The organism is Amycolatopsis tucumanensis, from assembly GCF_021654135.1.
Classification (GTDB): domain Bacteria; phylum Actinomycetota; class Actinomycetes; order Mycobacteriales; family Pseudonocardiaceae; genus Amycolatopsis_E; species Amycolatopsis_E tucumanensis.
Window position 1 is genome coordinate 32,341 of the sequence record NZ_JAKGSD010000009.1, and the last position, 20,713, is coordinate 53,053.

The window sequence follows — 20,713 nt, forward strand, 5'->3', positions numbered from 1 at the left end:
CCAGCTGCCCGGCGCCGTAACGATCTCCGCCCGCCCGCCGACCTCTGGGGCAAGCCGGTGGCGGCGGGAGGATTTCCATGAGGATCAGTGTCTTCGGGCTCGGCTACGTCGGATGCGTGTCGGCCGCGTGCCTCGCCGGCGAGGGGCACCAGGTGATCGGGGTCGACATCAACCCCGTGAAGATCGATCTTGTCCGGCAAGGGAAAGCGCCGGTGGTCGAGGAACGCATCGGCGAACTCACCGCCGCGGTCGTGGCCAGCGGCGCGTTGCGGGCCACGACGAACGTCGCGGAGGCGATCGCGGGCAGCGAGATCTCGCTGGTCTGCGTCGGCACCCCGTCGGCGCCCAACGGCAGCCTGTCCACCGCCTTCCTGGAACGCGTCACCGAGGAGATCGGCGGCGCGCTCGCGGGCAAAACCGGTCGGCATACGGTCGTATTCCGCAGCACGATGTTGCCCGGCACCTGCCTCGACCTGCTGGTGCCGATCCTGGAGAAGGCCTCCGGGCTGACCGCGGGCGTGCACTTCGGCGTCGCGGTGAACCCCGAGTTCCTGCGGGAAGGCAGCAGCGTCAAGGACTTCTTCGACCCGCCCAAGACGGTGATCGGCGAGCTGGACGCCGCCAGCGGGGACGCCGTCGCCAAGCTGTACGAGGGTCTGCCCGGCGACGTCTTCCGCGTGCCCATCCCGGTCGCGGAGATGACCAAGTACGCCGACAACGCCTTCCACGGCCTCAAGATCGGGTTCGCCAACGAGCTCGGCGCGATCTGCCGCGCGCTCGGCCTGGACTCGCACCGGGTGATGGACGTGTTCCTCGCCGACCGCAAGCTCAACGTCAGCCCCGCCTACCTGCGGCCCGGCTTCGCGTTCGGCGGCTCGTGCCTGCCCAAGGACCTGCGCGGCCTGGTCTACGCCGCGCACCGCGCCGACGTTTCGGTGCCGCTGCTGTCGCACGTGCTGCCCTCCAACGAGGAGCACCTGCGCCGCGCGTTCGACCTGGTCGCGCGCACCGGCAAGCGCCGCATCGGCCTGTTCGGCCTGTCCTTCAAACCGGGCACCGACGACCTGCGCGAGAGCCCGCTCGTCGAACTCGCCGAACGCCTGCTGGGCAAGGGCTACGACCTCAAGATCTACGACGCGAACGTCAGCCTGTCGCGGCTGATGGGCGCCAACCGCGAGTACATCGAGAGCCGCCTGCCGCACCTCGGCCAGCTGCTCGCCGGCACCGTCGACGAGGTTCTCGACCACGCCGAGGTGTGCCTCGTCGGCAGCACCGACCCGGCCGTGCTCGCGGCGCTGCCCAGGGCGGGCGGCCGCACGCTGATCGACCTCGTCCGCCTGCCCGACGCCGCCGTGCGCCGCACCGAAGAAGGATACGTCGGCCTTGCCTGGTAAAGCCCTGATCCTCGTCGAGAACCTGTCCGTGCCCTTCGACCGGCGGGTCTGGCAGGAAAGCACCACCCTGCGCGACGCCGGGTGGGAGGTGCACGTCATCTGTCCACAGGGGACGAAGCGGGACACCGAGCCGGAAGCCGTCATCGACGGCGTGCGCATCCACCGCTACCCGCTGAAAGCGGCGACCGGCGGGCCGGCCGGTTACCTGCAGGAGTACGGATCCGCGCTGTGGCACACGTTCCGGCTGGCCCGCAAGATCGGCCCGGTCGACGTCGTGCACGCGTGCAACCCGCCCGACCTGCTCTTCCTCGTCGCGCGGATGCTCAAGCGGCGGGGCGCGAAGTTCGTCTTCGACCAGCACGACCTGGTGCCCGAGCTGTACTTGTCGCGCTTCGACCGCGGGAAGGACCTCCTCTACCGGGGCGTGTGCGCGCTGGAGCGGGCCACCTACCGGGCCGCGGACGTGGTGATCGCGACGAACGAGAGCTACCGCGACGTGGCGCTCACCCGCGGCGGCAAGCGGCCCGAGGACGTGTTCGTGGTCCGCAGCGCCCCGGTCGTGGACCGGTTCCGGCAGGTGCCGCCGGAGCCGGAACTCAAGCGCGGCAAGCCGAACATGCTGTGCTACCTGGGCGTGATGGGCCCGCAGGACGGGGTCGACTACGCCCTCCGCGCGCTCGCGAAACTGCGTGACGACCTGGGCCGCACGGACTGGCACGCGGTGTTCGTCGGCTCCGGGGACGCGTTCGACGCGATGGTCGCGTTGTCGAAAGAGCTCCGTCTGGACGACCAGGTCGAGTTCACCGGCCGCATACCGGACGCCGACCTGGTCCGTTATCTGTCCACAGCGGACGTCTGCCTCGCGCCGGATCCGCTGAACCCGCTCAACGACGTGTCGACCATGAACAAGATCATGGAGTACATGGCGATGAGCCGTCCGATCGTGTCGTTCGACCTGCGTGAGGCACGGGTTTCCGCGGGCGAGGCGGCGGTTTACGCGCCGGCCAACGACGAGCTGGAATTCGCCAAGCTGACCGCGAGGCTGATGGACGACCCCGCCGAGCGCGAGCGCATGGGCGAGCTGGGCGCGGCACGCGTCGCGGGACCGTTGTCCTGGGCCAATTCGGCGAAAGCGTTGCTCGCAGCGTACGCCGCCACCGGTCGGTGAATTCCCGACCGGGACAACGGAATCCTCGTCGGAAAAACGCCTGGTCGCGTTTTGAACAAGCCGGTAACCAATCCGGGAATCGCCGCGACGTGGTTTGTGAAAGCCCATCCGTTCGCGGGCGGGCGATGTTTACGAGAGGGGGCCCGGGGCGTTGAACGACGACACCGTCCGTCTGTCCATGATCGGCAGGATCGTGCGCCGCCGCTGGCGGGTCCTCGCCGCCCTCGCCGTCCTCGGCGCGCTGGTGGGGGCCGGCGCGTCGCTGATCTTCTCCCCCGGCTACCGAACGACTTCGCACGTGTTGTTGCAGGGCGCGCCCGATTCCAGCGAGCTGATGACCGAAACGCAGATCGCGACCAGCTCAGTGGTGCTGGACCGCACCGCGCAGGCACTCGCCTGGGGTGTGTCCGGATCCGAGCTGCACGACTCGGTGAGCGCGACCGCGGCCGACGGCAACATCGTGGCGATCACGGCCGAGGCGGAGACCCCGGAAAACGCGCAGCTGCTGGCCGACCAGGTCGCCAAGGAGTACGTCAACTACTCCGCCCAGCTGATCGGCAGCACCGCGGACGCGGCCAGCCAGATCCGCCAGGAGCAGGAGGACGCGCTGCGCCGCCAGGTGCAGGAGACCAACGACCGCATCACCGACCTGTCCCGCCGTGTGCAGGGCGTGACGGTGGAGAGCGTCGAGGTGCGCACCCAGCTGGAGACGCTGCGGACGGCGCTGACCGAGGCGATGGCCAAGCTCGACCAGCTCGACGGCGGCGGCCGCCAGGCGCAGGTGGTCGTCATGGGCTCGGCCGAGCGGCCGTCCTCCCCCGCGCCGCCGACGATGATCCACTTCGTCGCGGGCGGCGCGCTCGTGTTCTTCCTGCTCGGCGTGCTCGGTCACCTCGTCGGCGCGCGCACCGACCGGCGGTTGCGCAACGAGGCCGAGATTTCGGCGGCGGTCGGCGCGCCGCTGCTGGGCAGCGTGGACGTGCCGGAGACGCCGGACCACGCGCCGGCAGGCGACGAGGGGCGCTGGTGGGCCCGGCTGCTCAAGACCGACGAGCCGTGGAACCTGCCGGAGCTCAACGCCTCCGCGGACGCGGCCAGCCGCGAGATCCGGTACCGCCGCGTGCTCTCCCGCCTCGGTGACGGCTCCGGCGTGTTCTCGCGGGTGCTGGTGCTGGCCGCGCAGGACGACCCGGTGGCCAGGACCGCGGTCGCGCAGCTGGCCGCAGCCGGCCACGGCGGACGCCCCGAGCTGCGTGTGGCGCTGATCGACCCCGAGCGGCCGACGGTGCCGGACGACCGCGAGTCCGCCGGTGTCCTCGTGGTGGTGTCCAGCGGGACCAGGACGGGCTGGGAGCTCGTCGCGATCACCGAGGCCGCCGCCGACGCGGGGCAGCGGGTGCTCGGCGTCGTCGTCGCCCAGCGCACGGCCGCGGTTCCCGAGCCGGGCGGCACGAAGACCGCAGGCGACGAAGCATTGGCAGGTTCAGCGTGACGACACCGGACAGCAACCAGAACACGCAGCCACTGCTCGACCTGCAGCGGGTGCTGATCGCGATTCGCCGGCGGCGCCGCCTGTGGCTCTCGGCCGCGGTGCTGGGGCTGCTCGCGGGCGCGGCGCTCGCGGTCGTGTCGCCGACCCCGCCGACCGCGGTGACCCGGCTGCTCGTGCTGCACGCCGAGGACGCGCCGAACGACAGCGGCACGCTCATCAAGACCGACGTGGCCATCCTGGAGACCACCCGGATCGCCGGGGCTGCACTGCAGCGGCTGGGCTCGTCCGAGCCGCCGGAGAAGTTCGTGAAGTCCTACACCGGCACCGGGCTGACCAACAACGTGCTGGAACTCCAGGTCACGGCCCGCAGCTACGGCGAGGCGGTCGCGAAGGCGCAGGCGCTGGCGGACGCGTTCATCGCCGACCACGGCCAGCGCATGCAGGCCGCGGCGGACGCGGAAGCGCAGGCCCTGCTCGGGCAACGCGACCAGATCCAGACCGAGCTGACCGAGGTCGACCGGCAGATCGCCGCGTCGGCGAGCCGCAACAGCCAGATCGGCCCGGCCGAGCTGCAGTCGCTCTACGCTCGGCGCGCCGACCTGACCTCGCGGGTCTCCGACTTCACCAACCAGGCCAACGAGGCGAAGATCGGCACACCGCAGCTGGCCGCGGGCACGCAGATCGTCGACGCGCCACGTCCGGTCGTCGAATCCCCGCTCGCCCCGCTGGTCACCAACGCGGGCATCGGGCTCGGGTTCGGGCTCGTCGCCGGGCTGGGCCTGGCCGCCGTGATGAGCGTGGTGCGGGACCGGCCGCTGCTGCGGCGGGAGATCGCCGCGCACCTCGGCGCGTCCGTCATCGCGCAGCTGCCGAAGCCCCGGCGGGGGCCGTGGGGAGGCGCCGCCGCGCAGCGGGAGCGGGTCGCGGCGACGCTGGCCCGCGCGGTCGGCGAGAGCGGCAGCGTGTCCGTCCTCGAACTCGGCTGCCCGCGGGTGGCCGCCACGCTCGCGCTGGACATGGCCCGGCACCTGGACGGCCCGGTGGTGGTCGTGGACGACCTACCGCACCGTGAGGTCACCGCGCTGTCCGGCGAGGCGGGTGAGGGCGTGCGGGTCGTCGACGGCAGCGCGGCCGAGAAGGCCCGCATCGGGGTCGGGTCGGTGTCGCCGGGCACGGCGTGGACCGACCTGCGCCGGCTGGGCGCGGAAACCGTGCTGGTGGTCCGCGCGGGCAAGGCGGACGCGGCGTGGCTGCACACCGTCGCGCGGCAGCTGGCCGACCTGGGCATCCCGGTCATCGGCATCGTGCTCGTCGCGCCGGATCCGCGGGACCGCACGGACGGCACGCTGTGGGACGGGCTGCACACCGCGCTGCGCGGCCGCGCCGCGTTCGCCGAGGCGCGGCCCGCCAACGGCAGCGCAAACGTCGACGACCACCCGACGAAGTGGTTCGCGCCGATCCCCTCCTCCGCCGGGAAGGGCGAGCAGACCGTGACGCTCCAGCCGGTGCACGCCGACCTGCCGACGAAGCAGTTCACGCCGGTCGACGCCCCGGAGGCACACGTGAACGGCAAGCTGCCCCTCGATCGCGAAGGCTGACCATGTGCGGTGTCGCAGGAACCTACCGCTGGCCCGACGGTGGCCCGCTGACCGACCGGCTCACCAAACGCCTGGCCCACCGCGGGCCGGACGGCGAGGGCCGCTACGACCACGGTGACGTGCACCTGGGCCACCGCCGGTTGTCGATCATCGACCTGTCCGAGACGGGCGCGCAGCCGATGGTCTCCGGCGGGCTGGCGCTGACCTACAACGGAGAGCTGTACAACGCGCCCGAGCTGCGGGCCGAGCTGATGAGCAAAGGCGTGCGGTTCCGCGGCACCTCCGACACCGAGGTCCTGCTGGAGGCGTGGCGGCGCTGGGGCGTCGAGTGCCTGCCGCGGCTGCGCGGCATGTTCGCCTTCGGGATCTTCGACGAGCGCACCGGTGAGCTGTTCCTCGCCCGCGACCAGCTCGGCATCAAGCCGCTGTTCTACGTGCGCCGCGGCGACGGGATCGCGTTCTCCTCCGAGCTGAAAGCTCTCGCCGGCGAGATCGGCGGGCTGCACGTGGACGAGACCGCGCTGGTCGCGTCGCTGCTCTACTACTGGGTGCCGGACAGCCGGTGCGCGTTCCGCGAGGCACGCAAGCTGCCGCCGGGCTCGTGGCTGCGCATGCGCCCGAACGGCCGGGTGGACACCGGCCGGTACTGGATCCTGCGGGACGTCGCGACCGAGGCCCGGCACGGCCCGCCCGCCGACCTGGCGGCGGTCGTCGAGGACTCCACCCGCAAGCACCTGCTCTCCGACGTGCCGGTGGCGACGTTCCTGTCCGGCGGCCTGGACTCCAGCTACCTGACCGCGCTGGCGGCCAAGTACTCCCCCGGGATCTCCGCCTACACCATCGGTTTCCGCGCCGAGGACGCGAAGTTCGAAGCCATGCCGGACGACCTGCGGTACGCGCGGATCGTGGCCGACCGCTTCGGCGTCGACCTGCACGAGATCGAGATCGCGCCGAACGTGCAGGACCTGCTGCCGCACCTGACCTACCACCTGGACGAGCCGATCGGCGACCCGGCGGCCATCAACAGCTACCTGATCTGCCTGGCCGCGCGGGAGGCCGGCGTGAAGGTGATGTTGTCCGGGATGGGCGCGGACGAGCTGTTCGCCGGCTACCGCAAGCACCTGGCGAACCTGATCGCGTTGCGCTACCAGAAGATCCCCGGCGCGGTGCGCACGCCGCTGGAGTCCGTTGTGGACCGGCTGCCGGTGGCGACCTCGAAGCGGGGCTTCCGGTCGGTCCGCTTCGCGAAGCGGTTCCTGTCCTTCGCGACCCTGCCGGAGGAGACCGCGTTCCGGCGCAGCTACACGATGTACGACCGGGACGAGCTCGCCGGCCTGGTCGCGCCCGACCTCGCCGGCGCGGTGGACGACGTGCTCACCGAGCACGCCGACACCTACCACGACAACCTGCTCGACGACTTCGTCAACCGCATGTGCCTCGCCGACGCGCGGATGTTCCTGCCGGGGCTGAACCTGACCTACACCGACCGCTCCACCATGGCCGCCTCCACCGAGGTGCGGGTGCCGTTCGTGGACGTCGAGGTGGTCAAGGCCGCGTTCAGCCTGCCCGGCAACCGCAAGATCGCCGGGCGGCAGGGCAAGGCCGCGCTCAAGGAAGCCGCGCTGTCGATCCTGCCGAAGGAGATCGTCTACCGGCCGAAGGGCCTGTTCAGCGCCCCGCTGCGGGCGTGGATGAGCCGCGATCTGGCGCCGCTGGTGCGCGAGGTCGTGCACGACGGTGTCCTCGTCAAGTCCGGGTTCCTGCGGCGCGAGGCCTTGCAGCGGCTGGTCGACGAGGACGCCGCCGGCCGCGAGGACCGGTCCAAGCACCTCTGGCACGTCTTGACCCTGGAGTACTGGTACCGCAGCGCGACCGAAGCCGGCGCGGCCGAGCGAGCAGCGTAAGGAGCCCTGGTGAAGCAGGTCGTACAGAACTACAAGAGCGGCGAGCTGGCCCTGCTGGACGTCGAGGCGCCCGCGTGCAAGCCGGGCGGCGTGCTCGTGCGGACCGCGTTCTCGTTGATCTCCACCGGCACCGAGATGATGAAGGTGTCCGAGGCGAGCATGTCGATGCTGGGCAAGGCGCGGTCGCGGCCGGACCAGGTCGCGAAGGTCGTCCAGAGCGTCGCGACCAACGGCGTCGGCGCCACCTACCGCAAGGTGATGAACCGGCTCGACTCCTACACCCCGCTCGGCTACTCGCTGTGCGGTGTGGTCGAGGAGGTCGGGCCCGGAATCGATGACGTCGCCGTCGGTGATCTCGTCGCCTGTGCGGGCAACGAGCACGCGCTGCACTCCGAGCTGAACTGGGTGCCGAAGAACCTCTACACGCGGGTGCCCGCCGGGGTCGCGCCGCGGCACGCGTCCTTCGCGACCGTCGGCGCGATCGCCATGCAAGGCGTCCGGCGCGGTGAGCCGCAGCTCGGCGACGTCGCGCTGGTCATCGGGCTCGGCCTGATCGGGCAGCTGGTCGTGCAGCTGCTGGCCGCGTCCGGCGTGCGGGTGGTCGGCGTGGATCCGGACCAGGAGCGGTGCAAGCTGGCCGAACGGCTGGGCGCGTCGGTGTGCGGCCACCCCGGCTCCGGGGACGTGGAGATCGCGGTCGGCGAGCTGACCGGCGGGCACGGCGTCGACCAGGTGTACCTCGCCGCGGGCGGCAGCACGAACGAGCCGGTCGAGCTGGCCGCGAAGCTGGCGCGCGACCGCGGCCGGGTGGTCGACATCGGCAAGTGCCGCCTCGACCTGCCGTGGAACGCCTACTACGAAAAGGAACTCGACGTCCGGTTCTCCCGCTCGTACGGCCCCGGCCGGTACGACCCGGAGTACGAACTGGACGGCCGCGACTACCCGATCGGTTACGTGCGCTGGACCGAGCGCCGCAACCTGGAGTGCTTCCTCGACCTGATCGCCCGCGGACGGGTCGACGTCGAGCCGCTGGTCTCGCACGTCGCGGACTTCTCGACCGCCGTGGAGACCTACCGCAGGCTCAACGAGGGCGAGCTGAAGGCCGTCGCCGTTCTCTTCCGGTACCCCGACGTGGCCAAGGACGCCGAGGAGCCCGCACTCGTCGCGGAAGTCCCCCGGCGCGAGCCGATCCGCACATCGCAGCGGATGGGCAAGGTGCGGACCGCGTTCATCGGCGCGGGCAACTACGCGTCCTCGATGCTGCTGCCGCACCTGGCCGAACGGGAGGACGTCGAGCTGCGCCGCGTCGTCACAACGTCGGCGCTGTCGGGCGCGAACGCCAAGCGGAAGTTCGGGTTCGCCGGGGCCACGACCGATGTGGACGCCACACTCGCCGACCCGGATATCGACGCGGTGTTCGTGGTGACCCGGCACAGCTCGCACGCCGAACTGACCCGCCGCGCGCTGCTGGCGGGCAAGGCGGTGTTCGTGGAGAAGCCGCTGGCGCTCAGCGAAGCCGAGCTGGGCAAGGTGCTCGGCGCGATCGAGGAGTCCGGCAACGACCGGCTGCAGGTCGGGTTCAACCGGCGGTTCGCGCCGCTGCTGCACGAGGCCACCGGCCGGTTCGGCAGGCGCATCGGCGCGGCGTCGGTGCGGTACCTGGTGAACGCGGGCCGCCTGGAGCACGGCAGCTGGTACAACCAGGCCGGTTCCGAGGGCACCCGGTTCGCCGGCGAGGGCGGGCACTTCATCGACACGGTGAGCTGGCTGCTCGGCGCGGACCCGGTGTCGGTCTACGCCTGCGCCACGCCGGACCAGCAGGACCTGCAGGTCGTGCTGCGGTACCCGGACGGCTCGACCGCGACCATCAGCTACGCCACCAGCGGTTCGACGAGCTTCCCCAAGGAGACGCTGGACGTCGTCGCCGATGGCAAGGTGCTGAAGTTCGACGACTTCGCGCGCGCCTCGGTGTACGGGCGCAAGCGGTGGACCAGCTCGCGCCTGCCGAAGGGCCGCGACAAGGGGCAGCACGCCGAGCTGGACGCGTTCGTCACCGCGGTGACCTCGGGCGGGCCGATGCCGGTGCCGCTGGAGTCGCTGGTCGCGACCACGCTCGCGACGCTCGCGGTGCAGACCAGCCTGGCCACCGGCGTGCCGGTCAAGATCGGAACCACGTCATGATGGACCCCGCCTGGTACCTGCGGCGGCTGTCGCGGATGGGCCCGCGCGAGGTCGCCGGCCGCGCGGCGGACGTGCTGAACCGGCGCAAGCTGCGCCGCGCGCTGCCCGAGGCGTCCGCGCCGCTGCCCGGCCGGCGGTTCACCGCCGTGCTGCCCGACGGCGTGCAGGTCCCGGCGGACGCGCGGGCCCGCGTGCTGGAGACCGCGGACCGGCTGCTCGACGGCCGCGCCGAGTACTTCGGCCTGCGGCGGCACGACATGGTGAGCCCGGACTGGTCGTTCGACCCGAAGACCGGGCGGCACGCGCCCGCCGACACCTTCGCCTTCGACATCCCCTACCGGCACGAGGACGTCGTCGGCGACATCAAGCAGATCTGGGAGCCGTCGCGGCACCAGCACCTCACCGTGCTGGCCACCGCGTACGCGCTGACCGGTGAGGACCGCTACGCCGAGCGCGTCGCCGACCACCTCAAGTCGTGGTGGGCGGCGAACGCGCCGCTGACGAGCGTGCACTGGGTCAGCGGGATCGAGCTGGGCATCCGGCTGCTGTCCTGGGTGTGGGTGCGGCGGCTGCTCGACGGCTGGCCCGGCGCGCCCGGGCTGTTCGAGGACAACCCCGAGGCGCTGCACCAGATCTGGCACCACCAGCGGTGGCTCGCCACCTTCCCGAGCCGGGGGTCATCGGCGAACAACCACGTCATCGCCGAGGCGGCCGGGCAGCTTGCCGCGTCCTGCGCGTTCCCGTGGTTCCCCGAATCGGCCGGCTGGCGGGCTGCGGCGCTGCGCTCGCTGGACGAGCACCTGGCGGCCAACACGTTCGGCTCGGGCCTGAACCGGGAGCTGGCCACCGAGTACCACGGCCTGGTCCTGGAACTGGGCCTGGCCGCGGCGATCGAGGCCGGCCCGGCGGCGCCGGACTCGCTGTGGCGGACGCTGCTGCGGATGACCGACGCGCTCGCCGCCGTCGTCGACGTGCGGCTGCACCCGCCGCGCCAGGGCGACAGCGACGACGGGCACGGGCTCGTGCTCGACGGCGCCGGGGTCAACCGGTGGTCGTCGCTGCTGGCGACCGGGGACGTCCTGTTCGGACGGCTGGACTGGTGGCCGAGCCCGCGCGGCGGGGACGCCCGGACGCCGCTGCTCACCGCGCTCGCCCGTCGCTTCGAGGCCGCGGACCGGCCACGCACGCGACCGGACCACTTCGCCGACGCCGGGCTGACCCTGCTGCGCACCCCGGCCGGGGACGGCCGCGGCGAGATCTGGTGCCGCTGCGACGGCGGCCCGCACGGGTTCCTGTCCATCGCCGCGCACGCGCACGCCGACGCGTTGTCGGTCGAGGTGCGGCACGACGGCGTCGACGTTCTCGCCGACCCGGGAACCTACTGCTACCACGGCGAACCCGGGTGGCGGGCGTACTTCCGGTCCACGCTCGGCCACAACACGGTGCAGCTGGACGACACCGACCAGTCCACTTCGGGCGGCCCGTTCCTGTGGACGCGGCACGCGCGCACCCGCGTGCTGGCCCGCCCCGGCGGCGGGGTGGCGCGGTGGTCCGCCGAGCACGACGGCTACCGGCCCGCCGTGCACCGGCGCACCGTCGAACTCGACCCGGCCGAACGGGAACTGCGGATCACCGACGAGATCACCGACGACCGGCACCACCCGGCGCGGCTCGCGTTCCACCTCGGCCCGCGGGTGAGCGCCGAGCTGACCGGCAACGCGGCGGTGCTGACGTGGACCGCGGGCGGCCGCGACCGGGCGGCGATCCTCGACCTTCCCGCGGCGCTCACCTGGACCGCGCACCGCGGCCAGACCGACCCGCCGCTCGGCTGGTACTCGCCCGGCTACGGCCGCCGCGAACCGGCCACGACCCTGATCGGCAGTGGGCTCACCGGCCGCGCCGGCCCGCTCACCACACTGCTGCGCTTCGCCGACTAGCCGGGAGGTTGCCCGCCGTGCCCGCACCAACGACGACCCGAGCCCGCTGGGTGGCGGTGTTCCTCGGCGTCCTGGCGCCACTGGCCGCGCTCGCGTGCACCCCCACCCCGGAACCGGCGGACACCACCGCGGCAATCGCGGGTTCCGGGGCGTGCGGCAACCTGCCGCCCGGCCCCGCGGAGCCGCCGGCCGGCGCGGTCGTCGTCGACGCCGCCGTGCCGGGCGACCTCCAGGCCAAGACGAAGGCCAGCCCGCCGGGCACCACGTTCTGGCTGCAGCCCGGCACGCACACCCTCGGCACCGACGAGTTCGACCAGGTCGCGCCGAAGGACGGCAACACCTACACCGGCGCCCCGGGAGCGGTCGTCGACGGGCGCCACACCAACCGGTACGCCTTCAGCGGCAAGGCGAGCGGGGTGACCGTCCAGCACCTCACGGTGACCGGGTTCGACGCGCCGGACAACGAGGGCGTGGTCAACCACGACTCCGGCGCGGGCTGGGTCATCCGGTCGAACCTGCTCACCGACAACCGCGGCGCCGCGATGATGGCGGGCGCGCGCCAGGTCATGACGGGCAACTGCCTCAAGGACAACGGGCAGTACGGGCTCAACGCCTGCTGCGGCGACGTCACCGATCTCGTGCTGGAGGGCAACGAGTTCGTCGGCAACAACGCCGACGACGTGGAGAGCAAGTACCCCGACGGCTGCGGCTGCACCGGCGCGATGAAGTTCTGGGAGGTCGACGGCGCCGACATCCGCGGCAACTGGATCCACGACAACCGCGGGCCGGGCATCTGGGCCGACACCAACAACAACGACTTCCTGATCGAGAACAACCTCATCGAGAACAACGACGGCACCGCGATCTTCTACGAGACCAGCTACAACGCGACCATCCGCGGCAACACGCTGAAGCGCAACAACCTGGTCAGCGGGCGCGAGTTCGTCGACCGCGACGACAACTTCCCGGCCGCGGCCGTCTACATCTCCGAGTCCGGCGGCGACGCGCGCGTGCCCGCCCGCACCGACAAGATCGACATCTACGACAACGACTTGGTGGACAACTGGGGCGGGGTCACGCTGTGGGAGAACGCGGACCGCTTCTGCAACAGCCCCGCCAACACGTCCACCGGCACCTGCACGCTCGTCGTCGGGGACGTCGCGAAGTGCGCCCCGCCGGGCATCAACACGGACCCGCTGCACGCCGACTGCCGCTGGAAGACCCAGAACGTGCAGGTCCACGGCAACCGGTTCGAGGTGAACCCGCGCAACATCGGCTGCCAGGCGATGTGCGCGCGGATGGCGCTGCTGTCCAACTACGGCAGCTCGCCGGACTGGTCGCCGTACCAGGGCGACGTGGTCCCGCAGGCGATCACCTTCGACCAGAACAACCGCTGGTCCGGCAACACCTACGTCGGGCCGTGGACCTTCGTCGCGCACGACGCGAGCAGGCTGGTCGAGCAGATCGAGTGGCAGGGCCCGGCCTACCGGCAGGACGCCGGCAGCACCTTCGCGGCAGGGGGCGGCAACTGATGAGCCTCACCGGAATCCGGCCATGGACACTCGACGAGGACGACGTCGCCCGCGGCCCGCGCACCTTCCGGATCCTCGGCGCGATCTGGGCCCTGCTGATCTTCAACACCCTCGCCACCCAGGGCGTCTCGGCGCTCATCCCGATCCCGCGCCCGGTCACGCAGGCGCTCACGATGAGCGCGGTCGGCATCGCGTTCGCGCTCGCCCTGATCCTCAACCCGCGCCTGAAGATCCGGCCCAGCGCGTTCCTGGTGCTGCTCAGCCTGCTGCTGGTGGCGAGCTTCGCGAGCAGCGTGCGGATGGAGTCCGGCCTCGGCTCGCTGTTCCGGTGCGCCCGGCTCGGGCTGTTCGTCGGGACGTTGTGGCTGATCAGCCCGTGGATGAACGGCTCGATCTGGTTCGTCCGCCAGCACATCAGGGTGCTGACCGCGCTGCTGGTCTCCGTCGCCGTCGGCCTGGTGATCTCCCCCGGCCTGGCGATGCCGGAACTCAACGACGGCCGGCTCACCGGCGTGCTGTGGCCGCTGACGCCGACGCAGATCGGGCAGTACGCGGCGATCGCCGCCGGGCTGGCCGTGCTGCTGTGGATCAACAAGCTCACCGACACGCGCAGCGTGGTCATGGTCGCCGGTCCGGCGATCGTCCTGCTCGTGTTGACCCACACCCGCACGGCGACCCTCGGCCTGGTCGCCGGGCTCGTCATCGCGATGCTGTCGATGTGGCTCACCAGCGGGCGCGCGCGCAAGGCGTTCGCCTGGGGCATCGCCGTGGCCGGGATCGGCGCCGTCCTGCTCGGGCCGCTGCTGCAGACCTGGGTCCTGCGCGGTCAGGACGCGGAGAACTTCGGCAACCTCACCGGCCGCGCGAAGGTGTGGGAGCGGCTGCTGGCCACCCCGCGCACCTGGTTCGAGGAGATCTTCGGGACCGGGCTGTCCAACAAGTCCTTCGACGGCCTGCCCATCGACAACAGCTGGCTGGCCATCTACCACGAGCAGGGCTACCTGGGCGCCACGATCGTCGTGTTGTTCCTGGTGACCCTCGTCGTGGTGGCCATCGCCCGCCCGCCGTCGCCGGGGCGGGCGTGCGCGTTGTTCCTGATCACGTACTGCCTCGCGGCCTCCTACACCGAAGCCGGGCTCGGAGACGCCTCCCCGTACCTGCTGCACCTGGCGGTCGCGGCGGGCCTGCTCGCCGGCACTCCACAAAGGACGGTACCGCGGTGAGCGGCGAACCCGTAACGGACCAGCGCCCGCGCGCGACCTCAAGACATCGCAGAGAGGTGGTCGAACCGTGAGCCAGCCAGGGGTTCTGCTCGATCGCGACGGCACGATCATCGTCGACAGCGGGTATGTCGGCTCCGTCGACCGGGTCGAGTTCATCGACGGGTCCATCGCGGCGATCGCCGCGCTCAACCGGGCCGGCATCCCGGTCGCCGTGGTCACCAACCAGGCCGGCGTCGCCCGTGGGTACTACGGCATCGCCGACGTGGAGCAGGTCCACAAGCACATGATCGCCGAAATGGCGCGGCACGGCGCGCACGTCGACCTGTGGTTGTTCTGCCCCTACCACCCGGACGGCATCGTGGAGGCCTTCGCCCGGCGCAGCGCCGACCGCAAGCCGGGGCCGGGCATGGCGCTGGCCGCCGCGGAAGCGCTCGACCTGGACCTGTCCGCGTCCTGGGTGGTCGGGGACAGCCCCGCCGACGTCGGGCTCGCGCGGGCCGTCGGCGCGAAACCGCTGCACGTCGGGCCGCCCGGCTCGGCCGTGATGGGCGTGGACACGTTCCCCGACCTCGCCGCCGCCGTGCGGTTCATCCTCGGCGGCGACACCGCACCCGCGCCGGAGCAGCAAAAGGCGCCCAAGTTCCCGGCCGCGAAGTTCCACCGGGCCGACTCCTACGGCGGCGCCTACGTCGCCGAGCTGGCGCGCGCCTTCGCCACCGTGGACCTGGAGCAGGTCAGCCGCGCGGCGAAGATCCTGAACGCCGCCTACGACCGCGATTCGGCCGTGTTCGCCTGCGGCAACGGCGGATCCGCGTCGATCGCCAACCACCTGCAGTGCGACCACGTGAAGGGCGTGCGCAACGGCACCGGCGTCACCACGCGCGTGCAGAGCCTGAGCACCAACGTGGAGCTGTTCAGCGCGATCGCCAACGACCTCGGCTACGAGCACGTCTTCGAGTACCAGTTGCAGTCCCAGGCGCGGCCGGGTGACGTGCTGATCGTCATCTCGTCCTCGGGCCGCTCGCCGAACATCGTGCGGGCGCTGGACTGGGCGGCGGCGCACGAAATGCCGACCATCGCGCTCACCGGTTTCGCCGGTGGGCCCGCCCGCCGCCGGGCCGAGGTCTCCATCCACGTCGACTCCGCCAACTACGGCGTCGTCGAAGACGCCCACCAGGCGTGCATGCACCTGCTGGCCCAGTACGTCCGACAGTCGAGGATGACCCCAGATGCCGTTGTCTCGCAGACATTCTGACCGCATGCGCGTCGCGATCAACCTGCTCACCGACGACCCGTTCAATCCGTCGGGCGCGCACTGGTTCTGGACCCGCGTCATCCCCGAGATGACCAGGCTGCTCCGCGACGGCGAGTCGTTCCACCTGATGGTGAGCCCGAAGTCGCGGCCGACGCACGATTACGGCCGCAGCGTCGGCTACATCACCTACCCGTGGTCGAACGAGAAGCGCAACCTGCGCACGCTGTCGGAGCACCTGTACTCGCCGCTGCGGCTGCCGCTGAGCGGGATCGACGTGCTGAACACGTTGATGGCGCCGATCGTGAAGTCCGCGCCGAAACTCGTGGTGCACATCAAGACACTGCACGCGTACACGACGCCGCACGCGATCTCGCCGCCCGCGCGGCTGTACCGCCAGCTGAGCTACCCGCGCACCGCGCGGCTGGCCGACGCGATCATCCTCAACTCGCGCAGCCTGGTCGACGAGGTGCAGCAGTACCTGAAGGTGGATCCGGCGAAGATCCGGCTCATCCCGGAGGCGGTCGACCACGAGCTGTTCAACCCCGGCGACCGGGACGAGGCGTTCGCGCACGTCGCGAAGCGGTACGGGGTGCGCGAGAACTTCGTGTTGTTCGTGTCGTCGCTGTGGCCGTACAAGAACTGCGAGGGCCTGATCCGCGCGTTCGCGGCGGCGAAGTCCGACCTCGGCGGCAGGCAGCTGGTCGTCGTCGGACCCGGCCGGGACGTCGAGTACGTCGGCGAGCTCAAGGCGCTGGCCGCGCGGCTCGGCGTGGCGGACGACATCGTGTGGGTGGGCGGGGTGCCGCTGGAGGAGACGGTGCACTTCTACCGCGCCGCGGACGTGTTCGTGTACCCGTCGCACAACGAGACGTTCGGCCTGCCGATCCTGGAAGCCATGGCGTCGGCGTGCCCGGTGGTCACCTCGAACGTGACGGCGATGCCGGAAACCGCGGGCGGGGCGGCGCTGCTGGCCGACCCTAAGGACGCGGACTCGATCGCCGACCAGATCGTCAAGGCCTGCGGCCCGGAGGGCGAGCGGCTGCGCGCCCGCGGACCGGAACGCGCCGGCGAGTTCACCTGGGCGGCCACCGCGGCGCGGACGCTCGACGTGTACCGCGAGGTGCACGCCCGATGAGGATCCTGGTCACCGGCGGTGCCGGGTTCATCGGCTCGCACACCTGCGACCGGCTCGTCGAGCTGGGGCACGAGGTGATCGTGCTGGACGTCCTGGCCGCGCCGGTGCACCGCGACGGCAAGCCGAACCACCTCACGCCCGGCGTGGAGTTCTACGAGGGCGACGTGCGCAACCGCGACCTGGTGCGCAACCTGCTGCGCCGGGTGGACGCGGTCTACCACTTCGCCGCCTACCAGGACTACCTGCCGGACTTCGCCAAGTTCACCGACGTCAACGTCACCTCGACCGCGATGATCTACGAGATCGCGGTCGCCGAGAAGCTCGACCTGCAGCGGATCGTCGTGGCGTCCTCGCAGGCCGCGATGGGCGAAGGGCTGTACCGGTGCGCGGCGCACGGCGAGCAGACGCCGGACATGCGCCCGGAGTCCGCGCTGCGGGCCGCGCGCTGGGACATCGGCTGCGCGGTGTGCGGCGAGCCGATCGAGGTGCTGGCGACGCCGGAACGCGTCGCCAACCCGCAGAACGCCTACGGCATGTCCAAGCACGGCGAGGAGGTCGTGGCGGTCAACCTCGGGCGCCGCTACGGCATCCCGACCGTCGCCCTGCGCTACAGCATCGTGCAGGGCCCGCGGCAGTCGGTCTACAACGCCTACTCCGGTGCGTGCCGCATCTTCAACCTGCACTACCTGCTCGGCGGCGCGCCGACGCTGTACGAGGACGGGCAGAACATCCGCGACTACGTCAACATCCACGACGTCGTCGACGCGAACGTGCTGGTGCTCGCCGACGACCGCGCGGCAGGGCGCGTGTTCAACGTCGGCGGCGGGACCGGATACACCACGCAGGAGTTCGCCGAGGTGGTGCGCCGGCAGTACGGTTCGGACCGGCCGGGGCGGATCAGCGGCGAGTACCGCTTCGGCGACACCCGGCACATCCTCTCCGACGTCGACGCGCTCAAGCAGCTGGGCTGGTCCCCGAAGCGGACCCCGGCGGACTCGGTCGCCGAGTACGCCGCGTGGCTGCGGGACATGCCGGGCCTGGCGGAAATCCTCGCCGAGGCGGACGCCAAGATGCGCTCGCTCGGCGTGGTGCGCAAGGCGGGGTCGTGAAGGCGTTCCTGCTCGCGGCCGGGCTGGGGACGCGGTTGCGGCCCCTGACCGACCACACCCCCAAGTGCCTCGTCGAGATCGGCGGCCGTCCGATGCTGGACATCTGGCTGGACGCGCTCGCGGCCGCCGGGGTGGACGAGGTGCTGGTCAACCTGCACCACCTCGCGCCGCTGGTCCGGCGGCACCTGGCCGGGCGCGACGGCGGTCCGGTCGTGCACACCGTCGAGGAGCCGGAACTGCTCGGCAGCGCGGGCACGCTGCGGGCGAACCGGGACTTCGTCGCGGGCGAGGAGATGTTCCTGGCGCTGAACGCGGACAACCTCACCGACTTCGACCCGCGGGTCCTCATCGACGCGCACCGCGCGGGCGGGGCCATCGCGACGCTGTCGGTGTTCCGGGCGCCCGATCCGACGCAGTGCGGAATCCTCACGGTCGACGACGGGCTGGTGACGGGGTTCGTGGAAAAGCCCGCCGACCCGCCGGGCGACCTGGCCAACGCGGGGATGTACGCGTTCTCCCCCGCCGTGCTCGACCTGATCGGCACGCCGCCCCGGGACATCGGCTACGACCTGCTGCCCGCGCTCGTCGGGCGCGCCCGCGCGGTCTCCCTCGGCGACTCGTGGTTCCTCGACATCGGCACCCCCGCGGCCCTGTCCAGGGCACGCGAAGTCTGGCAAGGCAGGCGAGCATCGTGATCATCACCCAGACCCCGCTGCGCATCGGGCTCGTCGGTGGCGGGACCGATCTGCCCAGCTACTACCGGGAACACGGCGGCCGGGTGCTCAACGCGGCCATCGACAAGTACGTCTACGTCGTGGTCAAGCAGCGCTTCGACGACGAGATCTACGTCAACTACTCGCGCAAGGAGATCGTCTCCCGCGTCGAGGACCTCGAGCACGAGCTGGTGCGCGAGGCCATGCACATGACCGGGGTGCGCAGTGGCGTGGAGATCACCACGCTCGCCGACATCCCGTCGGCCGGGTCGGGGCTCGGGTCGTCGTCGTCGGTGACGGTGGGGCTGCTGCACGCGTTGTTCGCCTACCAGGGCAGGCAGGTGACGGCCGAGGAGCTGGCCGAGCGGGCGTGCGCGATCGAGATCGACCGGTGCCGCAAGCCGATCGGCAAGCAGGACCAGTACGCGGCCGCCTTCGGCGGGTTGTGCGACCTGCAGTTCGGGCCGGGCGACGCGGTCGGGGTCGAGCAGATCGACCTGCCGCGCGCGGACTGGCGGAAGCTGCAGGACGAGCTGATGTTGTTCTTCACCGGCATCACCCGCAGCGCCAACACGATCCTGGGCGAGCAGAACGCGAACGTCGGCAACAAGCTCACCCAGCTGGGGCAGCTGCGCGACCTGGCGGGCGAAGCGGCGGACGGCCTGCGTGGCGGCGAGCTGTCCGCGCTGGGCACCGCGCTGCGCAAGAGCTGGGAGGCCAAGCGCTCGCTCGCGTCCGGGGTGTCCAACCAGCAGATCGACGAGGCCGTCGACGCGGCGCTGTCGGCGGGCGCGACCGGGGCGAAGGTGACCGGCGCGGGCGGCGGCGGGTTCCTGCTGGTGAGCTGCCCGCTGGAACACCAGCACGCGGTGCGCGCCCGGCTCACCACGATGAAGGAACTGCCGATCAAACTGGAGCGGCTGGGGTCCCGCATCATCTTCAACGTGCACCGCGACATCTGGAGCTGACCAGGGCCGCGGCAAGCCCGACACCGACGAGCAGCAGATCGACGGCGTCCGCGAGCCGCACGTCGAAGCCGGGGATCAGCTTCGTCGAAACGGTGGGCAGGTGCAGCACGACGAGCGTGAGCGCGCCCACCGCGACGCGGTCCGTCGCGCGGGTCAGCTCACCGCGCACCGCCATGCCGATGCCCAGCGCAACCGGCACGAAGAGCACCAGCAGGTCGTACGGCGCGTGGTAGAAGCCGATGAGCATCGCCGTCGTGGTCCCCGCGGCCACCGTCAACGGCCGCCTGGCGCCGCGCACCACGAACACGACGGCCACGACCGCCAGCAGCGGAATCGCGATCTGCAACCACGCGGGCGGCTCGATCAGACCCCAGCGCGCGAGCTGCCCGAGCAGGTCGAACCGCCGCTGGGCGGGGTTGCTCAGCCCGGTCGGCGCCGCATCGGAACTGAGCACCGCGACGTCACGCAGAACCGACCGCACGAACCCGGCGGGACCGCCGGCGGCGATGGTGCACGCGACCACCACCGGAACCGACGCCACGGCCAGCCACAGCACGCCGCGCCAGGCCGATCGCAGCCGCCCGCCGACGGCCGCGGCCAGGGCGAACACGCCGAACTGCACCTTGATCAGGACCAGTGCGACACCCCAGCCTGCCCCGGGCTTCGCGGTCGCCAGTGAGCGGAGGATCAGCACCGCGCCGAGCACGCCGAGCAGGCTGCCCAGTTGCACGGAAATCGCGCCGCGACCCGGATACCAGCCAAGTGTGGCAGCGCCCATTTCGCCAGAATCCGCAGCATCACAATGGCGACACCGATCGACAGCAGTTGGAAAAGGGCGACCGAAAAAAGTAAGGGAGTGGCGCGAGTGGAACCGCGAGGGTCAGCCAGGCCGGCATGTAGAGCGACATCGGCAGCGCCCACGGGTACGTCGCGAGGTAGGTGCCGGGATCGTACGGGTTCTCGCCGCTGAGCAGGTCACGGCCAGGGGTCCAGACCGTGTCGCGGAAGTCGAGGAAGTACCCCTCCGCGCCCCGGAAGGCTTTCCGCATTCCCCGGCGGAGAAGTCGGAAGGTCGTTGAACCATGTTACGACAATGGCGTGTGA

15 protein-coding genes are annotated in these 20,713 nt (G+C 71.5%); 14 read left to right on the plus strand and 1 reads right to left on the minus strand.

The window, feature by feature from the left end; translation table 11 throughout:
* Positions 1 to 77 precede the first annotated feature (77 nt).
* The 14 genes from L2C96_RS11885 to L2C96_RS11950 all read left to right on the plus strand — a co-directional run bounded on the left by L2C96_RS11885 (position 78) and on the right by L2C96_RS11950 (position 19,609).
* Entirely contained in the window at positions 78 to 1,394 is a 1,317-nt protein-coding gene (locus L2C96_RS11885; protein WP_237336184.1) for a nucleotide sugar dehydrogenase, read from the plus strand.
* Positions 1,384 to 2,562 (plus strand): glycosyltransferase family 4 protein, encoded by a 1,179-nt coding sequence (locus L2C96_RS11890; RefSeq protein ID WP_237336185.1) that lies wholly within the window; start codon positions 1,384 to 1,386, stop codon positions 2,560 to 2,562. The genes L2C96_RS11885 and L2C96_RS11890 overlap by 11 nt, the downstream gene beginning before the upstream one ends.
* Before the next feature lie 178 nt (positions 2,563 to 2,740).
* On the plus strand, positions 2,741 to 4,054 hold the full coding sequence (locus L2C96_RS11895) for a YveK family protein (RefSeq protein WP_237336186.1): 1,314 nt from the start codon (positions 2,741 to 2,743) through the stop codon (positions 4,052 to 4,054).
* Positions 4,051 to 5,652, plus strand: coding sequence for a Wzz/FepE/Etk N-terminal domain-containing protein (locus L2C96_RS11900; protein ID WP_237336187.1), 1,602 nt, complete (start codon positions 4,051 to 4,053; stop codon positions 5,650 to 5,652). The genes L2C96_RS11895 and L2C96_RS11900 overlap by 4 nt, the downstream gene beginning before the upstream one ends.
* Positions 5,653 to 5,654: 2 nt before the next feature.
* Positions 5,655 to 7,556 carry an asparagine synthase (glutamine-hydrolyzing) gene (asnB, locus tag L2C96_RS11905; protein WP_020417471.1) on the plus strand — a complete coding sequence of 634 codons (1,902 nt, stop codon included), beginning with the start codon at positions 5,655 to 5,657 and terminating at the stop codon, positions 7,554 to 7,556.
* Between the two features lie 9 nt (positions 7,557 to 7,565).
* Positions 7,566 to 9,737 (plus strand): bi-domain-containing oxidoreductase, encoded by a 2,172-nt coding sequence (locus L2C96_RS11910; protein WP_237336188.1) that lies wholly within the window; start codon positions 7,566 to 7,568, stop codon positions 9,735 to 9,737.
* Positions 9,737 to 11,674 carry a heparinase II/III family protein gene (locus L2C96_RS11915; protein WP_237336276.1) on the plus strand — a complete coding sequence of 646 codons (1,938 nt, stop codon included), beginning with the start codon at positions 9,737 to 9,739 and terminating at the stop codon, positions 11,672 to 11,674. Before L2C96_RS11910 ends, L2C96_RS11915 begins: the two co-directional genes overlap by 1 nt.
* 50 nt (positions 11,675 to 11,724) lie before the next feature.
* A complete protein-coding gene (locus tag L2C96_RS11920; protein ID WP_237336277.1) occupies positions 11,725 to 13,206 on the plus strand; it encodes a right-handed parallel beta-helix repeat-containing protein in 1,482 nt (493 codons plus the stop codon).
* Complete coding sequence (locus L2C96_RS11925; protein ID WP_237336189.1) at positions 13,206 to 14,429, plus strand: O-antigen ligase family protein; 1,224 nt, start codon at positions 13,206 to 13,208, stop codon at positions 14,427 to 14,429. Before L2C96_RS11920 ends, L2C96_RS11925 begins: the two co-directional genes overlap by 1 nt.
* Positions 14,430 to 14,496: 67 nt before the next feature.
* Entirely contained in the window at positions 14,497 to 15,684 is a 1,188-nt protein-coding gene (locus L2C96_RS11930; RefSeq protein ID WP_237336190.1) for an HAD-IIIA family hydrolase, read from the plus strand.
* Positions 15,685 to 15,688: 4 nt separating this feature from the next.
* Entirely contained in the window at positions 15,689 to 16,819 is a 1,131-nt protein-coding gene (locus L2C96_RS11935; RefSeq protein ID WP_027932711.1) for a glycosyltransferase family 4 protein, read from the plus strand.
* Positions 16,816 to 17,928: an SDR family NAD(P)-dependent oxidoreductase gene (locus L2C96_RS11940; RefSeq protein WP_237336191.1), complete on the plus strand. Its 1,113-nt coding sequence runs from the start codon at positions 16,816 to 16,818 to the stop codon at positions 17,926 to 17,928. The genes L2C96_RS11935 and L2C96_RS11940 overlap by 4 nt, the downstream gene beginning before the upstream one ends.
* Positions 17,925 to 18,623 carry a nucleotidyltransferase family protein gene (locus L2C96_RS11945; RefSeq protein WP_237336192.1) on the plus strand — a complete coding sequence of 233 codons (699 nt, stop codon included), beginning with the start codon at positions 17,925 to 17,927 and terminating at the stop codon, positions 18,621 to 18,623. Before L2C96_RS11940 ends, L2C96_RS11945 begins: the two co-directional genes overlap by 4 nt.
* Positions 18,620 to 19,609 carry a GHMP family kinase ATP-binding protein gene (locus L2C96_RS11950; RefSeq protein WP_020417462.1) on the plus strand — a complete coding sequence of 330 codons (990 nt, stop codon included), beginning with the start codon at positions 18,620 to 18,622 and terminating at the stop codon, positions 19,607 to 19,609. Before L2C96_RS11945 ends, L2C96_RS11950 begins: the two co-directional genes overlap by 4 nt.
* Here the strand turns inward: L2C96_RS11950 and L2C96_RS11955 are convergent.
* Positions 19,581 to 20,387, minus strand: coding sequence for a hypothetical protein (locus tag L2C96_RS11955; protein WP_237336193.1), 807 nt, complete (start codon positions 20,385 to 20,387; stop codon positions 19,581 to 19,583). The genes L2C96_RS11950 and L2C96_RS11955 overlap by 29 nt on opposite strands.
* Positions 20,388 to 20,713 lie beyond the last annotated feature (326 nt).

What these genes read in the sequence shown, in the direction of transcription:
- L2C96_RS11885 (WP_237336184.1), top strand. Translation starts at nt 78, where the DNA reads ATGAGGATCAGTGTCTTCGGGCTCGGCTACGTCGGATGCGTGTCGGCC.
- L2C96_RS11935 (WP_027932711.1), top strand. Translation starts at nt 15,689, where the DNA reads ATGCGCGTCGCGATCAACCTGCTCACCGACGACCCGTTCAATCCGTCG.
- L2C96_RS11925 (WP_237336189.1), top strand. Translation starts at nt 13,206, where the DNA reads ATGAGCCTCACCGGAATCCGGCCATGGACACTCGACGAGGACGACGTC.
- L2C96_RS11895 (WP_237336186.1), top strand. Translation starts at nt 2,741, where the DNA reads ATGATCGGCAGGATCGTGCGCCGCCGCTGGCGGGTCCTCGCCGCCCTC.
- L2C96_RS11940 (WP_237336191.1), top strand. Translation starts at nt 16,816, where the DNA reads ATGAGGATCCTGGTCACCGGCGGTGCCGGGTTCATCGGCTCGCACACC.
- asnB (WP_020417471.1), top strand. Translation starts at nt 5,655, where the DNA reads ATGTGCGGTGTCGCAGGAACCTACCGCTGGCCCGACGGTGGCCCGCTG.
- L2C96_RS11915 (WP_237336276.1), top strand. Translation starts at nt 9,737, where the DNA reads ATGGACCCCGCCTGGTACCTGCGGCGGCTGTCGCGGATGGGCCCGCGC.
- L2C96_RS11955 (WP_237336193.1), bottom strand. Translation starts at nt 20,387, where the DNA reads ATGGGCGCTGCCACACTTGGCTGGTATCCGGGTCGCGGCGCGATTTCC.